Origin of the sequence: Saccharopolyspora sp. ID03-671 (assembly GCF_045278815.1) — a bacterium.
Lineage (GTDB): Bacteria > Actinomycetota > Actinomycetes > Mycobacteriales > Pseudonocardiaceae > Saccharopolyspora > Saccharopolyspora ipomoeae.
Map to the genome: position 1 here is coordinate 2425218 of NZ_CP134054.1, position 15870 is coordinate 2441087.

A 15870-nucleotide genomic window follows, 5' to 3' on the forward strand; every position below is an offset into this window, starting at 1 on the left:
TGCGAGGCCGTTCGGAAACGTAGCTCAGACGCACACCGCGCGAAGGCGGTTCCGCGAAACCCGCGAGCAAAACGTGATCAGAACCCCAGCTTGCGCAGCTGCTTGGGATCCCGCTGCCAGTCCTTGGCGATCTTGACGTGCAGGTCCAGGTAGATCTTGCTGCCCAGCAGCGCCTGGATCTGCCTGCGCGCCTGCGAACCCACCGTGCGCAGGCGTTCCCCGCCCCGGCCGATCACGATGGCCTTCTGGCTGGAGCGCTCGACGTAGATCAGCGCGTGCACGTCGATGAGGTCGTCGCGGCCCTCGCGCGGGACCATCTCCTCGACGGTGACCGCCAGCGAGTGCGGCAGCTCGTCGCGCACGCCCTCCAGCGCCGCCTCGCGGATCAGCTCCGCGATCAGCGTCGACTCCGGCTCGTCGGTCAGCTCGCCGTCCGGGTAGAGCTGCGGGCCCTCGGGCAGCTGCGAGACCAGCACGTCGGAGAGCTCGTCGACCTGGAAGGAGTCCTTGGCCGAGACCGGGATGAGCTCGGCGAAGTCCATCACCTCCTGCAGCGCCAGCAGCTGCTCGGCGACCTGCTGCTTGGGCACCAGGTCGGTCTTGGTGACGACGCCGACCACCGGGGTGCGGCGGGCGACCTTCTTGAGCTGCTCGGCGATGAACCGGTCGCCGGGGCCGACCTTCTCGTCTGCGGGCACGCAGAAACCGACGACGTCCACCTCGGACCAGGTCTCGTAGACCAGGTCGTTCAGCCTGCGGCCGAGCAGCGTGCGCGGGCGGTGCAGACCGGGGGTGTCGACGATGATGAGCTGGGCGTCCGGGCGGTGCACGATGCCGCGGATCGCGTGACGGGTCGTCTGGGGCTTGCTGGAGGTGATCGCCACCTTCGTTCCGACCAGGCGATTCGTCAGCGTCGACTTGCCGGCGTTGGGCCGGCCCACGAAGCAGGCGAATCCGGAACGGTGGGCATCTTCGGAGGTCACCGCCCCATTGTGACGGCTCCCGGTCTCCCGCTGCTCACCACCCACCACCCCGTCCCGGAGCCGGGTCGGGTCAGTCGGCGATGAGGCCTTGGGCTTCGCCCCGGGCGTTGGCCCGGATGACCGGGGTGTTCTTGGTGAGGTCGTGGGCCGCGGCGATCGAGGCGTGATCCAGGGCGTCCGCGTCGGTGACGACGGCGGCGGCCTCCAGGCCTTCGGCGCCGCTGGAGACCGCGGCGGCGACCGCGGCCTGCAGGGCGGTGATCTGCAGGGACGGCAGGGCGACCGTGGTGGCCGCGTAGGTGCGGCCGTCGGTGTCGCGGACCGCGGCTCCCTCGGCGGCGCCGTTGCGGGCGCGGGAGGAGCGCGCGAGCGTGACGATCTTGGCGTCCTCCGGGTCGAGCTCCTGCGGTGCCGCCTTCTCGACGTGCTCAGCCACGGCTGTTGCTTCCCTCCTGCTCGGCACCGCGCAGCGGCGCTTGATCGTTGTTCACCGGGCGGACCAGCAGCGCGTTGATGCGGATCCGTCCCCGGTGGTCCTTGCCGCCCTCGGCGCGCAGCCGCAGCCCGGCGATCTCGGTCTCGGCGCCCGGCAGCGGGACCCGGCCCAGCCGCTGCGCCAGCAGGCCGCCCACGGTCTCCACGTCGGAGTCGTCGAGCTCGACGTCGAACAGCTCGCCCAGGTCCTCGACCGGCAGCCGGGAGCTGACCCGGACCATCCCGTCCTCCAGGCGCTCGACCGGGCGGTGCTCCTCGCGGTCGGACTCGTCGGTGATCTCCCCGACGATCTCCTCCACGATGTCCTCGATGGTCAGCAGCCCGGCCGTCCCGCCGTACTCGTCGACGGCGATGGCCAGGTGCGCCCGCGAGATCTGCATCTCGCGCAGCAGCTCGTCGAGGCGCTTGGTGTCCGGCACGAAGCTCGCCGGGCGCATCAGGTCCGCCACGGCGGGCCCGGCGGCGTCGGTGGTCTCCAGCACCAGCCGGGTGAGGTCCTTGAGCGTGACCAGGCCGACGATGTCGTCGACGCTGTCGCCGATCACCGGGATCCGGGAGAAGCCCGACCGCAGGCACAGCGCGAGCGCCTGCCGAGCGGACTTGGTCTGCTCGATCCAGATGATCTCGGTGCGCGGCACCATCACCTCGCGCGCGAGGGTGTCGCCGAGCTCGAAGACCGAGTGGATCATCTCCCGCTCGCCCGCGGCCACCACGCCGCGCTCCCCGGCCAGGTCGACCAGCTCGCGCAGCTCGACCTCGGTGGAGAACGGACCCTCGCGGAAGCCCTTGCCGGGCGTGATCATGTTGCCGATCAGGATCAGCAGCCGGGTCAGCGGGTTGAGCACCCTGGCCAGCACCCGCACCGGCGCGGCGATCTTCAGCCCGATGCCGTACGGGTGCTGCCTGCCGAGCGTGCGCGGACCGACGCCGACCAGCACGTACGAGGCCACCAGCATGATCAGCACGGCGATGACCAGCGCCCACGTCTCGGACTCGGCCATGCGCAGCGCGACCACCGTGACCAGCACGGTCGCGCCCATCTCGCACGCGAGCCGGAGCAGGAGCAGCAGGTTGACGTGCCTCGGCCGGTCGCCGAGGAGCGCGATGAGCTGCTTGGCGCCGGTGCGGCCCTGCCGGGCCAGGTCTTCGGCGCGCGCCTGCGAGGCCACCGTGATGGCCGCCTCGGAGGCGGCGAACACCCCGGCCGCCAGCACCAGCAGCACCGCGAGCACCAGGAACGCGGTGGAACCGGCCAACGCCACTCCCCTAGTTCGCCGGGGCCGGGCCGGAGCCCGGCTCGTCGTCCAGTCCGACCGCGCCCAGGACCTTGTCGTCCATGCTGCGCTGCGTCTTCGCCCGCTCGTCCTCGTCCCGCGCCTCGCGGTACTGGGCCAGGATGCGGTTCTGCAGGCCGAACATCTCGCGCTCCTCCTCCGGCTCGGCGTGGTCGTAGCCGAGCAGGTGCAGGACGCCGTGCACCGTCAGCAGGTGCAGCTCGTCGAGCGTGCTGTGACCGGCCTTCTTCGCCTGGTCCCGGGCGAACGCCGGGCACAGCACGATGTCGCCGAGGAGCGCCGGACCCGATCCGGCGGAATCGGGGCGGCGGGCCGAGTCGTACTCGTCCATCGGGAACGACATCACGTCGGTGGGACCGGGCAGGTCCATCCACCGCTCGTGCAGGTCGGCCATCACGTCGAGGTCCACCAGCACGATGGACAGCTCGGCGAGCTGGCTGACGCTCATCTTGTCGAGGGCGAAGCGGGCCACCGAGACGATCGTCTCCTCGGGCACCGCGACGCCGGATTCGTTGGCGATCTCGATGGTCATGCTCGTCCTCGTCGCTGGCCGTTGCGTCGTCCGTCGTGCTGGTCGTCGTCGTGGAGCGCGTGCCAGCGGTCGTACGCGTTGACGATGTCGGTGACCAAGCGGTGCCGCACCACGTCGTGGCTGTCGAGCTGGGAGAAGTGCACGTCCTCGACGTCCCCGAGGATCTCCTGCACCATCTTCAGGCCGCTGCGCTGGCCGCCCGGCAGGTCGATCTGCGTGACGTCACCGGTGACCACGATCTTCGACCCGAAGCCCAACCGGGTCAGGAACATCTTCATCTGCTCGGGCGTGGTGTTCTGCGCCTCGTCGAGGATGATGAAGGAGTCGTTCAGGGTCCGGCCGCGCATGTAGGCCAGGGGCGCGATCTCGATCGTGCCGGCCTGGGTCAAGCGGGGCACCGACTCCGGGTCGACCATGTCGTGCAGCGCGTCGTAGAGCGGCCGCAGGTACGGGTCGATCTTCTCGTGGAGGGTGCCGGGCAGGAAGCCCAGGCGCTCCCCGGCCTCGACGGCCGGGCGGGTCAGGATGATCCGGTTGACCTGCTTGGCCTGCAGCGCCTGCACGGCCTTGGCCATCGCCAGGTAGGTCTTGCCGGTGCCCGCCGGGCCGATGCCGAACACCACGGTGTGGTGGTCGATGGCGTCGACGTAGCGCTTCTGGTTGAGCGTCTTGGGGCGGATGGTGCGCCCGCGCCGCGACACGATGTCGAGGCTGAGCACGTCGGCCGGCGACTCCTGGTCGTCGGCGGCGAGCATCCCCACGCTGCGGCGGACGACGTCGGGCTTGAGCTGACCGCCCTTGCCGATCAGGCTGATGAGCTCGGCGAACACCCGCTCGGCGAACGCGACCTCCGCAGGATCCCCGGAGAGCGTCACCTCGTTGCCCCGGACATGGACGTCGGCGGCGAGCAGGTCCTCGATCACCCGCAGGTTCTCGTCCCGAGTCCCCACCAGCGTCAGCACGACGTCGTCGGGGACGTTCACCTTGGACTGAGCGGTTGCGGGTTGCGACTGCTCACCGGACTGGGCGGCGGCGCCACCCGCTGCGAAACCGGCCACGTAGTTCGGGCCTACCTTCTGCGCGTAGCGCGCGGGTCGTTCGGTCAGTTCTCCCTGGCACCGATGGTAGTCCAAGGGAGCAACCGAGTTGCCGACCTGCTCCCCCGGAACGTCCCGGTCAGCCCTTGAGCGGACCGCCGGTCATGCCGCCGAGCCATTCCCCGCCGAGCAGGTGCAGGTGGACGTGGAAGACGGTCTGGCCCGCGTCGGCGTTGGTGTTGAACAACAACCGATAACCGGACTCGTCGATTCCCTCGGCCTCGGCGATCTCGTGGGCGGTGCTGATCAGCTCGCTCAGCAGCGCCGGGTCGGCGGCCGCGAGCTCGGCGGCGTTGCGGTACCGCTTCTTGGGGATGACCAGCACGTGCGTCGGCGCCTGCGGGTTGATGTCGCGGATCGCGATGACCCGCTCGTTCTCCCGCACGACGTCGGCCGGGATCTCCCGCGCGATGATGCGCAGGAACAGCTCCGTCTCCTCGCTCATGCCCGCAGGTTATCCGAAGTGGATGTTCGAGACGGAGGGGAAGTTTTCATGAGAACTTCCGTTCACCCACGGGACGTGACACCTCCGGCGCCACCGAGAACACCTGGTCACATCCGTTGTGGACGTGGGAGGGGGAAGTTTTCATGAAAACTTCGCAGGCCCTGGGAGCGAGGGGTTGAGGGTGCTGCGCCGCAACCGGGGCTGGGGGGAGGGGCTCCACTTGCGGCGCAGCGCTCGCCGGACCAAGGGGGGAGGAGTCCGGCGAGTGTCGCCACCGAGCGTAACCCCGCATCAACCGATCGCGCTACGCAACCCACCGGGTTTTTGATCTTGATGTGCCGAGCGTCAGGCCCAGCGGGTCGTCAGCGCGCCCAGCGCGCCCAGCGCGACCGCACCGGCCGTGGACGCGCGGAGCACCGTGTGCCCCAGGCGGGTGACCTGGGCTCCCGCCTCGCTCAGCGCGGCGAGCTCGTCGTCGGTGATGCCGCCCTCAGGGCCCACCACCAGCAGCAGCTCGCCGGATTCCGGCAGCTCGACGTCGGTGAGCTGGCGGGTCGCCGACTCGTGCAGGACCAGCACCGCGTCGGCCTCGGCGACGAGCCGGGCCAGCTGCTTGGTGCCGACCGGCTCGGCGACCTCCGGGGTCCAGGCGCGCCGGGCCTGCTTGGCGGCCGCGGCGGCGGTGCTGCGCCAGCGGGCCAGGGCCTTCGCGCCGCGCGGGCCGTCGTCCCACTTGGCCACGCAGCGCGCCGCGCGCCACGGCACGACCCCGTCGACGCCCGCCTCGGTGGCCAGCTCGACCGCGAGCTCCCCGCGATCACCCTTGACCAGCGCCTGGACCACGCGCACACGCAGGTCGGGCAGCGGCTCGTGCCACGTCTGCGACACCGTCAGGCCCAGCGAGTCGCGCTCGGCGGACTCCACGACGCAGCGCGCCATGCCGCCCTGCGCGTCGGAGAGCAGCAGCTCCTCGCCGACGCGCAGGCGGCGCACGGTGGCCGCGTGCTTGCCCTCCGGGCCGTCCAGGGTGGCCGGGCCGACGGCGGGCAGCCGTTCCACGGTGAAGACCGGCAGCGACACGGGTTCAGCGGTGCCCGAAGGAGCGGAACCGGGAGAACAGGCCCTGCCTGCCGTTGCCGTTGGCGGTCACGGTCGGCTCGGGCTGCTCCTCGCCGCGCAGCTTGGCCAGGTCGCGCAGCATCTCCGCCTGGGTGTCGTCGAGGTTGGTCGGCACCACGACGTCGAGGTGGATGTGCAGGTCGCCGTGCCCGCTGACCTTGCCGTTCGAGCGCAGCTTGGGAAGGCCGCGACCGGTGATCACGTGCTCGGTGCCGGGCTGCGTGCCGGGCTCGACGGTGACCTCCTCGTGGGAGCCGTCCAGCGTCTCCAGCAGCAGCACGGTGCCCAGCGCGGCCGCGGTCATCGGCAGTTCGACGTTGCAGTGCAGGTCGGCGCCGTCGCGGGTGAACCGCTCGTGCGGCTGCTCCTCGACCTCGACGAACAGGTCGCCGGCCGGTCCGCCGCCGGGACCGACCTCGCCCTCACCGGCGAGCCGGACGCGCATGCCGTCGCCGACACCGGCCGGGATCTTGACGGTGATGGTGCGCCGCGCGCGGACCCGGCCGTCGCCGGAGCACTGCTGGCACGGGTCGGTGATGACCTCGCCGAAACCGCGGCAGACCGGGCAGGGGCGGGAGGTCATGACCTGGCCCAGGAAGGACCGCTGCACCGACTGCACCTCGCCGCGACCACCGCAGGTGTCGCAGGTCGAGGGCGCGCTGCCGGCCTTCGAGCCGCCGCCGTCGCAGACGTCGCAGAGCACCGCCGTGTCCACGGTGATGTCGCGGTTCACGCCGCTGGCGCACTCCTCCAGCGTGAGCTCCAGGCGCAGCAGCGCGTCGGAACCGGGCTGGACGCGGCTGCGCGGGCCGCGGCCTCCGCCGCCTCCGCCCCCGCCGCCGAAGAAGGCGTCCATGATGTCGCCGAGGCCGCCGAAGCCGGCGAACGGATCGCCGCCCATGCCTCCCCCGGCGCCACCGCCGTTGCCCAGCGGGTCCCCGCCGAGGTCGACGACCTGGCGCTTCTTCGGGTCGGAGAGCACCTCGTAGGCGGTGGTCACCTCCGCGAAGCGCTCCTGCGCCGCATCGTCCGGGTTGACGTCGGGGTGCAGCTCCCGGGCGAGCTTGCGGTACGCCCGCTTGATCTGCTCGGGTGTCGCGTCCTGGGGAACCCCGAGGGTCGCGTAGTAGTCCCTGGCCACCTTCTCCGTACTTCCTCTGCTGGATTCAAGTCGAGTGAACGCCGTTCAAGGCCGGTGCCACCTCACCGGCCGTCCAGGATGTCACCCACGTACGCGGCCACGGCGCGGACCGCCGCCATCGTTCCGGGGTAGTCCATGCGGGTCGGGCCCACGACGCCCAGGCCGCCCAAGACCATGCCGTCCGAACCGTATCCGGTGGAGATCACCGAAGTCGTCTGCATCTCCAGGGCCTCGTTCTCGGCCCCGATGCTGACGCGCACGGTACTCGAGTCGCGGGCGGCGGCGAGCAGCTTGAGCACCACCACCTGCTCCTCCAGCGCTTCGAGGACCTGGCGCAACGAGTTCGGGAAGTCGGCGACGTTGCGGGTGAGGTTGGGCGTGCCGCCCAGCACCATCCGCTCCTCCGGGTGCTCCACGAGCGACTCGATGAGCACGCTGCACACCCGGATCAGCGCGTCGCGCAGTTCGGGCGGGGCCTGGTCGGGCAGTTCGGCCACCGCGGCCGAGGCGTCGGCGAGCCGCTTCTCGGCCATCGCCGAGTTGAGCACGGTGCGCAGCCGGGCCACGTCGTCGTCGGTGATCACGTCACCGAGGTCGACCATGCGCTGGTCGACGCGGCCGGTGTTGGTGATGAGCACCAGCATCAGCCGCGCCGGGGTGATGGTGACCACCTCGACGTGCCGGACGGTGGACCGGGTCAGGGTGGGGTACTGCACGACCGCGACCTGCTGGGTGAGCTGCGCGAGCAGCCGCACGCTGCGGCGCATCACGTCGTCGAGGTCCAGCGCGCCGTCCAGGAAGTTGCGGATGGCCCGGCGTTCGGGACCGGTCAGCGGCTTGACCTCGTGCAACCGGTCGACGAACAACCGGTAGCCCTTGTCGGTGGGGATGCGCCCGGCGCTGGTGTGCGGCTGGACGATGAAGCCCTCCTCCTCCAGCGCGGCCATGTCGTTGCGGACCGTGGCGCTGGACACACCGAGGTTGTGGCGGTCGACCAACGCCTTGGACCCGACCGGCTCCTTGGACGACACGAAGTCGGCCACGATCGCCCGCAGGACCTCGAAACGGCGTTCATCGGCGTTCAACCCGCGCCACCTCCTCAACAGCCTGCCCAGCGGATTTCGCGAGCGGACGGGCCCACGCGAATCCGCGCACCCGGAGCTTGGCGCCCCGGGCACCCCCTTCGAGTTTACGGTGTTCGTCCTCCAGATCCGAGAGCCGCAGCTCTCAGCCCAGGAGGTCGGCGACGACGGCGTCGGCGAGGAGGCGGCCCCGATCGGTGAGGACGCAGCGGCCCGCGTCGAGGGCGGCGGGGTGCAGCAGGCCGTCGGTGGCGGCCCGCTCGGCGGCGCGGCGGCCGTCGTCGTCGAGCGCGTCGACGGACAGGCCGCTGCGGACCCGGAGTTCGAGCATGACGCGCTCGATGCGCTGGTCCTCCGCGGTGAGCAGCTCGCGGGCCTGGGCCGGGGAGCTGCCCTCGGCGAGGGCGGCCGAGTAGCGGGCGGGGTGCTTGACGTTCCACCAGCGGACTCCGCCGACGTGGCTGTGCGCGCCGGGACCGGCGCCCCACCAGTCGCCGCCCTGCCAGTAGCCGAGGTTGTGGCGGCACTCGGCGTCGGCGTCGGTCGCCCAGTTGGAGACCTCGTACCAGTGCAGCCCGGCCTCGGCGAGCTTGGCGTCGATGAGCTCGTAGCGGTCGGCGAGGACGTCCTCGTCGGGCATCGGCAGTTCGCCGCGGCGGACCTTGCGGGCCATCGCGGTGCCGTCCTCGACGATCAGCGAGTACGCGGAGACGTGATCCACGCCCGCCTCCAGGACGGCGTCCAGGGATGCCGCGAGGTCCTGCTCGCGTTCCCCCGGTGTGCCGTAGATGAGGTCGAGGTTGACGTGCTCGAACCCGGCGGCGCGGGCCTCGCGGGCGGCGGCCACGGCGCGCCCGGGCGTGTGGGTGCGTTCGAGGACCTTCAGGACGTGCTCGGCGGCCGATTGCATGCCGAGGGACACGCGGGTGAAACCGGAGTTTCGAATCCGTTCGAAGAACTCCGGGGAGGTGGACTCCGGGTTGGACTCGGTGGTGACCTCGGCGCCCGCTGCCAGGCCGAATGTGTCGCGAATCGCATCGACCACCGCCCCCAGCCGCTCGGCCCCGAGCAGGGACGGCGTTCCGCCGCCGACGAAGACCGTGTCGGCGGCCGGCGCGGGCCCCGCCGAGAGGACCTTCGCGCCGAGTTCCAGCTCGGCCCGCAGACCGTCCAGCCAGCTGCCGAAGCTCGCCGAAGAGCCCAGCTCATCGGCGGTGTAGGTGTTGAAGTCGCAGTACCCGCAGCGGGTGGCGCAGAAGGGCACGTGGACGTAGACGCCGAAGGGGCGCGAACCCAGCCCGGTCAAGGCCGTTCCGGGCAGGCTCCCGTCGGCCGGAGCGGGCTCTCCGGTAGGGGGTTGAGCAGGCACACCTCCACTGTCTCACCATGCGGATCGGGTTGGATCCGCCGGTTCTCGCGTGGCAGGCTGCGCGACGTGGGTGCGACTGTGCTGAAGCTTCTCCTGGTCGCCCGCCGGTACGTTGACCTGCGGCGGGTGGCCAGCGCGCTGTGCCTCGGCACGTCCTGATCCCCCGCCGTCTTTTTGTCTTGTTCAGTCGGCGCCGGGCCTCCGAGGAGTGAGAGCCGTCACGCCGACGGTGCTGCCACGCGGGGGTTTCGCGCCTGAAAGTCCCGGAGGTCGCGGACATGGCTCCCCCGACGGAATCGCCTGCACGTCCAGCCCGCAAGCGCAAGGGTCGCGGCGAGGGCCAGTGGGCGCTCGGCTACCGCGAACCGCTCAACGCCAACGAGCGCTCCAAGAAGGACGACAATCCGCTCAACGTGCGCCAGCGGATCGAGAACATCTACGCCCGCGGCGGATTCGACTCGATCGATCCCGGTGACCTGCGCGGTCGCTTCCGCTGGTGGGGTCTGTACACGCAGCGCGCGCCGGGCATCCCGGGCGCTCGGACCGGCACGATCGAGCCCGAGGAGCTCGACGACCGCTACTTCATGATGCGGGTGCGCATCGACGGCGGTGCGCTGACCACCGAGCAGCTGCGCGTGATCGGCGAGGTCTCGCAGACCTACGCGCGCGACACCGCCGACATCACCGACCGGCAGAACATCCAGCTGCACTGGGTGCGGGTCGAGGACGTGCCGACGATCTGGGAGAAGCTGGAGAGCGTCGGCCTGTCGACCACCGAGGCGTGCGGCGACTGCCCGCGTGTCGTGCTGGGTTCGCCGGTGGCGGGCATCGCCGCCGACGAGATCATCGACGGCACCTCGGCGATCGCCGAGATCACCGAGCGCTTCATCGGCGACAAGTCGCTGTCGAACCTGCCGCGCAAGTTCAAGAGCGCCATCTCGGGTTCGCCGCGCTGGGACACCGTTCCGGAGATCAACGACATCTCGCTGGTCGGCGTGGTGCACCCCGAGCACGGACCGGGCTACGACCTGTGGGTCGGCGGCGGGTTGTCGACCAACCCGAAGCTGGCGGTACGGCTGGGCGCCTGGGTTCCGCAGGAGGACGTCGCCGAGGTCTGGCACGGGGTCGTGCAGATCTTCCGCGACTACGGCTACCGCCGGCTGCGGCACCGCGCGCGCATCAAGTTCCTCATCGCCGACTGGGGTGCCGAGAAGTTCCGCCAGGTGCTGGAGGACGAGTACCTGGGCCGCAAGCTCGTCGACGGCCCGGCGCCGGAGGCCCCCTCGGGTCACCGCGACCACCTGGGCGTGCACGAGCAGGTCGACGGCAACTACTACGTGGGCGTGAAGTCCGCGGCGGGCCGGGTCAGCGGTTCGACGCTGATGGAGGTCGCCAAGGCCGCCGAGCGGGTCGGCTCGAAGCGGGTGCGCACCACCGTCGAGCAGAACCTGCTGGTGCTCGACGTCGCGAAGTCCGATGTGGACGGTCTCATCGCGGACCTGGCGGAGCTGGGCCTGCACGCCGACCCGTCGCCGTGGCGGCGCGGCGTGATGGCCTGCACCGGCATCGAGTTCTGCAAGCTCGCGATCGTCGAGACCAAGCAGCGCGCGATCGACCTGGTCGCCGAGCTGGAGAAGCGGCTCGACGACGTCCAGGCCGGGGTCACCGACCCGGTGTCGATCAACCTCAACGGCTGCCCGAACGCCTGCGCCCGCACCCAGGTCGCCGACATCGGCCTGAAGGGCCAGATGGTCCCGGACGGTGACGGCAACCAGGTCGAGGGCTTCCAGGTGCACCTGGGCGGCGGGCTGACCGTCGACGCCGGGTTCGGGCGCAAGATCCGCGGCCACAAGGTCACCTCCGCCGAGGTCGGCCCCTACGTGGAGCGGCTCGTCCGCAACTACCTGGACCAGCGCGAGGACGGCGAGCGGTTCGCGCAGTGGGTGGCCCGGGCCGAGGAAGACGACCTCAAGTGAGCGAGCGGGCGGTGCCGCAGTACTGCCCGTACTGCGGTGACGAGGACCTCACCCCGGAGGAAGAACCCTCCGGGGCCTGGAAGTGCCAGGCTTGCCGACGGGTGTTCACCGTCCGGATGGTCGGGCTGGCGCTGGGAGGGAACGGAGACTGATGACCGCCGAAACCACCACCACGAAGATCGGGTCGCGGCGCAGCGACGAGGAGCTCAAGGCCCTGGTCGAGAAGGCCGCGCCGGAACTGGCCGAGGCCACGGCCGAGGAGTCCCTGCGCTGGGCCGCCGAGAACTTCGGCGACGGCCGGTTGATCGTGGCCTCCAACATGCAGGACGCGGTGCTGGTCGACCTGGCCGCCAAGGCCATGCCCGGCGTGGAGATCCTGTTCCTGGAGACCGGTTACCACTTCGCCGAGACCATCGGCACGCGCGACGCGGTCGAGCAGGTCTACGACGTGAAGATGGTCAACGCGCTGCCGGAGCAGACCGTGGCCGAGCAGGACGCGACCGAGGGTCCGCGCCTGCACGAGCGCGACGCGCAGCGCTGCTGCTTCCTGCGCAAGGTCGTGCCGCTGCGCAACACGCTGTCCCGCTACGAGGCCTGGGTGACGGGCGTGCGCCGGGTGGAGGCCCCGACGCGTGCCAACACCCCGGTGCTGACCTGGGACGACCGCAACGGGCTGGTGAAGGTCAACCCGCTGGCGGCGTGGTCCGACGAGGAGATGCAGCGCTACATCGACGACAACGGCGTGCTGGTCAACCCGCTGGTTCCGGCGGGGTACCCGTCCATCGGGTGCCAGCCCTGCACCGCCAAGCCGCTGCCCGGAGCGGACCCGCGCAGCGGACGCTGGGCGGGCAGCTCCAAGACCGAATGCGGTTTGCACGGCTGAGCTCTCAGCCGCACGAGAACGACTTTCTGACCCGGGTTCGGGTGTCCGGGGAGACGACGGAGGGGAAATGACCACAGCAGACACCGAGGTGTCCGCGCCGCCGCAGGTGGACAACCTGGCCGCGCTGGAGTCCGAGGCGATCCACATCTTCCGCGAGGTGGCCGGGGAGTTCGACCGCCCGGTCATCCTGTTCTCCGGCGGCAAGGACTCCACGGTGCTGGTGCACCTGGCGATCAAGGCGTTCTGGCCCGCCCCGGTGCCGTTCTCGCTGCTGCACGTCGACACCGGCCACAACTTCCCGGAGGTGCTGGACTTCCGCGACGACATCGTCGAGAAGCACCAGCTGCGCCTGGTGGTGGCCAAGGTGCAGGACTACCTCGACGACGGACGGCTCGCCGAGCGCGCCGACGGCACCCGCAACCCGCTGCAGACCCAGCCGCTGCTGGACTCCATCAGCGACAACAAGTTCGACGCCGTCTTCGGCGGCGGTCGCCGGGACGAGGAGCGCGCCCGCGCCAAGGAGCGCATCTTCAGCCTGCGCAACGCCTTCGGGCAGTGGGACCCGCGCCGGCAGCGCCCGGAGCTGTGGAACCTCTACAACGGACGGCACCGCCCGGGTGAGCACGTGCGCGTGTTCCCGCTGTCGAACTGGACCGAGCTGGACATCTGGCGCTACATCCAGCGGGAGAAGATCGAGCTGCCGGAGATCTACTTCGCGCACCGCCGCGAGGTCTACCAGCGCGACGGCATGTGGCTGACCTCCGGTCCCTGGGGCGGTCCGCGCGAGGGCGAGAACCCGGAGTCCAAGACGGTGCGCTACCGCACGGTCGGCGACGGTTCCTGCACCGGCGCGGTCGAGTCCGAGGCCTACACGGTCGACGACGTCATCGCCGAGGTCGCCGCCAGCCGCCTCACCGAGCGCGGCGCCACCCGAGCCGACGACCGGATCAGCGAAGCGGCCATGGAAGACCGCAAGCGCGAAGGCTACTTCTGACAAATTGGGTCGCACTTGACCTGCTTAGCGGTGCCAGTAGGGGAACCTGAGCGGCTCCGTGGCTCCGGGCGCCACTCCTCATGTATGCCAATACACGACGTCGCGGCGTCCTCACCACGAAGCCGCTCAGAACCCCCGGCGGTGCAATTTGCTCAGGTGGTGGAAGAGAAAGCGGCTCACGCCGCTTGGCTGACGCCCGACCCTCGCGACCCGCTGAAACTTTCCCGACGACCAAGCCTTTACCACCAGGAGTGGGTTTCCAGATGACCGAGACCACGACCCGCACCGCTCCGGACAGCGGCACCGAGGTGACGCTGCCGGTGCACACCGACCTGCTGCGCCTGGCCACCGCGGGCTCCGTCGACGACGGCAAGTCCACGCTGGTGGGTCGGCTGCTGCACGACACCAAGTCCGTGCTGGCCGACCAGCTGGACGCGGTGCACCGCGCCAGCGCGGACCGCGGCCTGGCCACGCCGGACCTGTCGCTGCTCGTCGACGGCCTGCGCGCGGAGCGCGAGCAGGGCATCACCATCGACGTGGCCTACCGCTACTTCGCCACCCCGAAGCGCACCTTCGTGCTGGCCGACACCCCCGGCCACGTGCAGTACACCCGCAACACCGTGACCGGCGCCTCCACCGCGCAGCTGGCCGTGCTGCTGGTCGACGCCCGCAACGGCGTCGTCGAGCAGACCCGGCGGCACGCGGCGGTGCTGGCGCTGCTGGGCGTCCCGCAGCTGGTGCTCGCGGTCAACAAGATCGACATGGTGGACTTCGACGAGGCGACCTTCACCCGCATCGCCGAGGAGTTCGCCGCGCACGCCGAGGCGCTGGGCTACGCCGACGACGCCGTGGTGACCATCCCGGTGTCGGCGCTGCTGGGCGACAACGTGGTGGAGCGCTCGGAGAACACGCCGTGGTACTCCGGCCCGTCGCTGCTGGAGCACCTGGAGAGCGTGCCGGTCGCGCCGGACCCGCACGACGCGCCGTTCCGGATGCCGGTGCAGTACGTGATCCGCCCGCGCACCGCCGAGCACCCCGACTACCGCGGCTACGCCGGTCAGGTCGCCGCCGGTGTGGTGCGGGCCGGTGACGACGTCGTCGTGCTGCCCGCCGGGGTGCGCACCAAGGTGTCCAAGGTGGACACCGCCGACGGCGAGCGCGCGGAAGCCGCGGCCGGTCACTCGGTGACGCTGCTGCTGGACGACGACGTCGACATCTCGCGCGGTGACCTCATCGCCGCGGCCGACACCGCGCCGACGCTGACCGACGAGCTCGACGCCACGGTCTGCTGGCTGGCCGAGAAGGCCCTGAACCCGGGCCAGAAGGTGCTGGTCAAGCACGGTGCGCGCACCGTGCAGGCGATGGTGACCGAGCTGTCGGCGCGCTTCGACGAGCAGCAGCTGACCAGCGTGGCCGCGCCGGATTCGCTGCAGCTCAACGAGATCGGCCGGGTGCAGCTGCGCACCGCGGAGCAGCTGCCGGTCGACGACTACTCCGCCAGCCGCCGCAACGGGTCGTTCCTGGTGATCGACCCCGCCGACGGCACCACGCTGGCCGCCGGTCTGATCGGCGTTCCGCTGGCTCCGTTCGCCGAAGCGTCGCGATGACCTCCGCGCCGCTGGTCGCCGTCGCGCACGGCAGCCGGGACCCTCGCTCCGCCGAGACGGTCCACCGGCTGCTGGGCGTGGTGCGCGCGCTGCGGCCGGAGCTGGACGTGCGCGCGGCGTTCCTGGACCTGTCCCAGCCGCTGCTGGGCGACGTCCTCGACGCCGTGCGCGCCGACGGGCACCGGGAGGCCGTGGTCGTGCCGCTGCTGCTCGGCCACGCCTTCCACGCGCGCGTCGACGTGCCCGCGGCCGTGGCCGAGGCGCAGCAGCGCCACCCGGACCTGCGGGTGCGCATCGGTGACGTGCTCGGCCCGGACCCGCGCCTGGACGCCGCCGCGTGGCGGCGCCTGCTGGCCACCGGCGCCGATCCGGACGACCCGGAGCTGGGCGTGCTGCTGGCGGGGGCCGGTTCCTCGCACGCCCCGGCCAACCGGCTGGTGGCCGACGTGGCCGCCCGCTGGCAGTCCCGCACCGCGTGGGCGGGCACGGTGGCGACGTTCGCGGCCGCCGCCGCACCGGACGTTCCGGCGGCGATCGAGCTGCTGCGCGCCCGGGGTGCGCGCCGGTTCGCCGTCGGTTCCTGGTTCCTGGCGCCGGGCCTGCTGCCGGACCGCATCGTCGAGCTCGCCTCGGCGCACGCCGGCGCGCCGCTGCTCGCCGCGCCGATGGCCGACGACGCGGGTGTCGCCGATCTGGTGCTGCACCGCTACGACCTGGCCTCGGTCGAGGCTCCCGTACCCGCTCTGACCTGAGCGGGAGCGCGATTCGTCTCGCGCGCAACGCATTGGCGAGAATTCGCCAAGTGGGTTCGCGCTCACAACGCGATCGGCATGATGTGATCTGTGCCGTTGA

The 15870-nt window shown here is 71.2% G+C and carries 17 protein-coding genes; 7 read left to right on the forward strand and 10 right to left on the reverse strand.

Annotation, left to right across the window (positions count from 1 at the left end):
* Window positions 1-77: 77 nt before the first annotated feature.
* From era to hemW, 10 genes are all read right to left on the reverse strand, one after another.
* Window positions 78-983: a GTPase Era gene (gene era / locus REH65_RS10860; RefSeq protein ID WP_281457993.1), complete on the reverse strand. Its 906-nt coding sequence runs from the start codon at window positions 981-983 to the stop codon at window positions 78-80.
* 70 nt (window positions 984-1053) lie between these two features.
* Complete coding sequence (locus REH65_RS10865) at window positions 1054-1419, reverse strand: cytidine deaminase (RefSeq protein ID WP_406692327.1); 366 nt, start codon at window positions 1417-1419, stop codon at window positions 1054-1056.
* Complete coding sequence (locus REH65_RS10870) at window positions 1412-2734, reverse strand: hemolysin family protein (RefSeq protein ID WP_281457995.1); 1323 nt, start codon at window positions 2732-2734, stop codon at window positions 1412-1414. The genes REH65_RS10865 and REH65_RS10870 overlap by 8 nt, the downstream gene beginning before the upstream one ends.
* Before the next feature lie 10 nt (window positions 2735-2744).
* Entirely contained in the window at window positions 2745-3305 is a 561-nt protein-coding gene (gene ybeY, locus REH65_RS10875) for an rRNA maturation RNase YbeY (protein WP_406692328.1), read from the reverse strand.
* Window positions 3302-4363 carry a PhoH family protein gene (locus tag REH65_RS10880; protein WP_406693144.1) on the reverse strand — a complete coding sequence of 354 codons (1062 nt, stop codon included), beginning with the start codon at window positions 4361-4363 and terminating at the stop codon, window positions 3302-3304. The genes ybeY and REH65_RS10880 overlap by 4 nt, the downstream gene beginning before the upstream one ends.
* Window positions 4364-4481: 118 nt before the next feature.
* Window positions 4482-4847 carry a histidine triad nucleotide-binding protein gene (locus tag REH65_RS10885; RefSeq protein ID WP_281457997.1) on the reverse strand — a complete coding sequence of 122 codons (366 nt, stop codon included), beginning with the start codon at window positions 4845-4847 and terminating at the stop codon, window positions 4482-4484.
* Window positions 4848-5192: 345 nt separating this feature from the next.
* On the reverse strand, window positions 5193-5927 hold the full coding sequence (locus tag REH65_RS10890; protein ID WP_406692329.1) for a 16S rRNA (uracil(1498)-N(3))-methyltransferase: 735 nt from the start codon (window positions 5925-5927) through the stop codon (window positions 5193-5195).
* 4 nt (window positions 5928-5931) lie between these two features.
* A complete protein-coding gene (gene dnaJ, locus REH65_RS10895) occupies window positions 5932-7107 on the reverse strand; it encodes a molecular chaperone DnaJ (protein ID WP_406692330.1) in 1176 nt (391 codons plus the stop codon).
* Window positions 7108-7169: 62 nt separating this feature from the next.
* Complete coding sequence (gene hrcA, locus REH65_RS10900) at window positions 7170-8192, reverse strand: heat-inducible transcriptional repressor HrcA (RefSeq protein ID WP_281458000.1); 1023 nt, start codon at window positions 8190-8192, stop codon at window positions 7170-7172.
* A 142-nt stretch (window positions 8193-8334) separates the two neighbouring features.
* Complete coding sequence (hemW, locus tag REH65_RS10905; RefSeq protein ID WP_406692331.1) at window positions 8335-9558, reverse strand: radical SAM family heme chaperone HemW; 1224 nt, start codon at window positions 9556-9558, stop codon at window positions 8335-8337.
* A 66-nt stretch (window positions 9559-9624) separates the two neighbouring features.
* Between hemW and REH65_RS10910 the strand changes: the two genes are divergently transcribed.
* The 7 genes from REH65_RS10910 (at window position 9625) to REH65_RS10940 (ending at window position 15770) form a co-directional block, all read left to right on the forward strand.
* Window positions 9625-9717: a putative leader peptide gene (locus REH65_RS10910; RefSeq protein ID WP_343231403.1), complete on the forward strand. Its 93-nt coding sequence runs from the start codon at window positions 9625-9627 to the stop codon at window positions 9715-9717.
* Between the two features lie 119 nt (window positions 9718-9836).
* Window positions 9837-11534 carry a nitrite/sulfite reductase gene (locus tag REH65_RS10915; protein WP_281458002.1) on the forward strand — a complete coding sequence of 566 codons (1698 nt, stop codon included), beginning with the start codon at window positions 9837-9839 and terminating at the stop codon, window positions 11532-11534.
* Window positions 11531-11686 carry an Insertion element protein gene (locus tag REH65_RS10920; protein ID WP_281458003.1) on the forward strand — a complete coding sequence of 52 codons (156 nt, stop codon included), beginning with the start codon at window positions 11531-11533 and terminating at the stop codon, window positions 11684-11686. Before REH65_RS10915 ends, REH65_RS10920 begins: the two co-directional genes overlap by 4 nt.
* Entirely contained in the window at window positions 11686-12417 is a 732-nt protein-coding gene (locus REH65_RS10925; protein WP_281458004.1) for a phosphoadenylyl-sulfate reductase, read from the forward strand. Before REH65_RS10920 ends, REH65_RS10925 begins: the two co-directional genes overlap by 1 nt.
* Before the next feature lie 67 nt (window positions 12418-12484).
* On the forward strand, window positions 12485-13411 hold the full coding sequence (cysD, locus tag REH65_RS10930) for a sulfate adenylyltransferase subunit CysD (RefSeq protein WP_281458005.1): 927 nt from the start codon (window positions 12485-12487) through the stop codon (window positions 13409-13411).
* A 263-nt stretch (window positions 13412-13674) separates the two neighbouring features.
* Window positions 13675-15018, forward strand: a complete 1344-nt coding sequence (locus tag REH65_RS10935) for a sulfate adenylyltransferase subunit 1 (protein ID WP_406692332.1) — start codon at window positions 13675-13677, stop codon at window positions 15016-15018.
* Window positions 15015-15770: a sirohydrochlorin chelatase gene (locus REH65_RS10940; RefSeq protein ID WP_281458007.1), complete on the forward strand. Its 756-nt coding sequence runs from the start codon at window positions 15015-15017 to the stop codon at window positions 15768-15770. The genes REH65_RS10935 and REH65_RS10940 overlap by 4 nt, the downstream gene beginning before the upstream one ends.
* The last annotated feature ends 100 nt before the right edge of the window (window positions 15771-15870 follow it).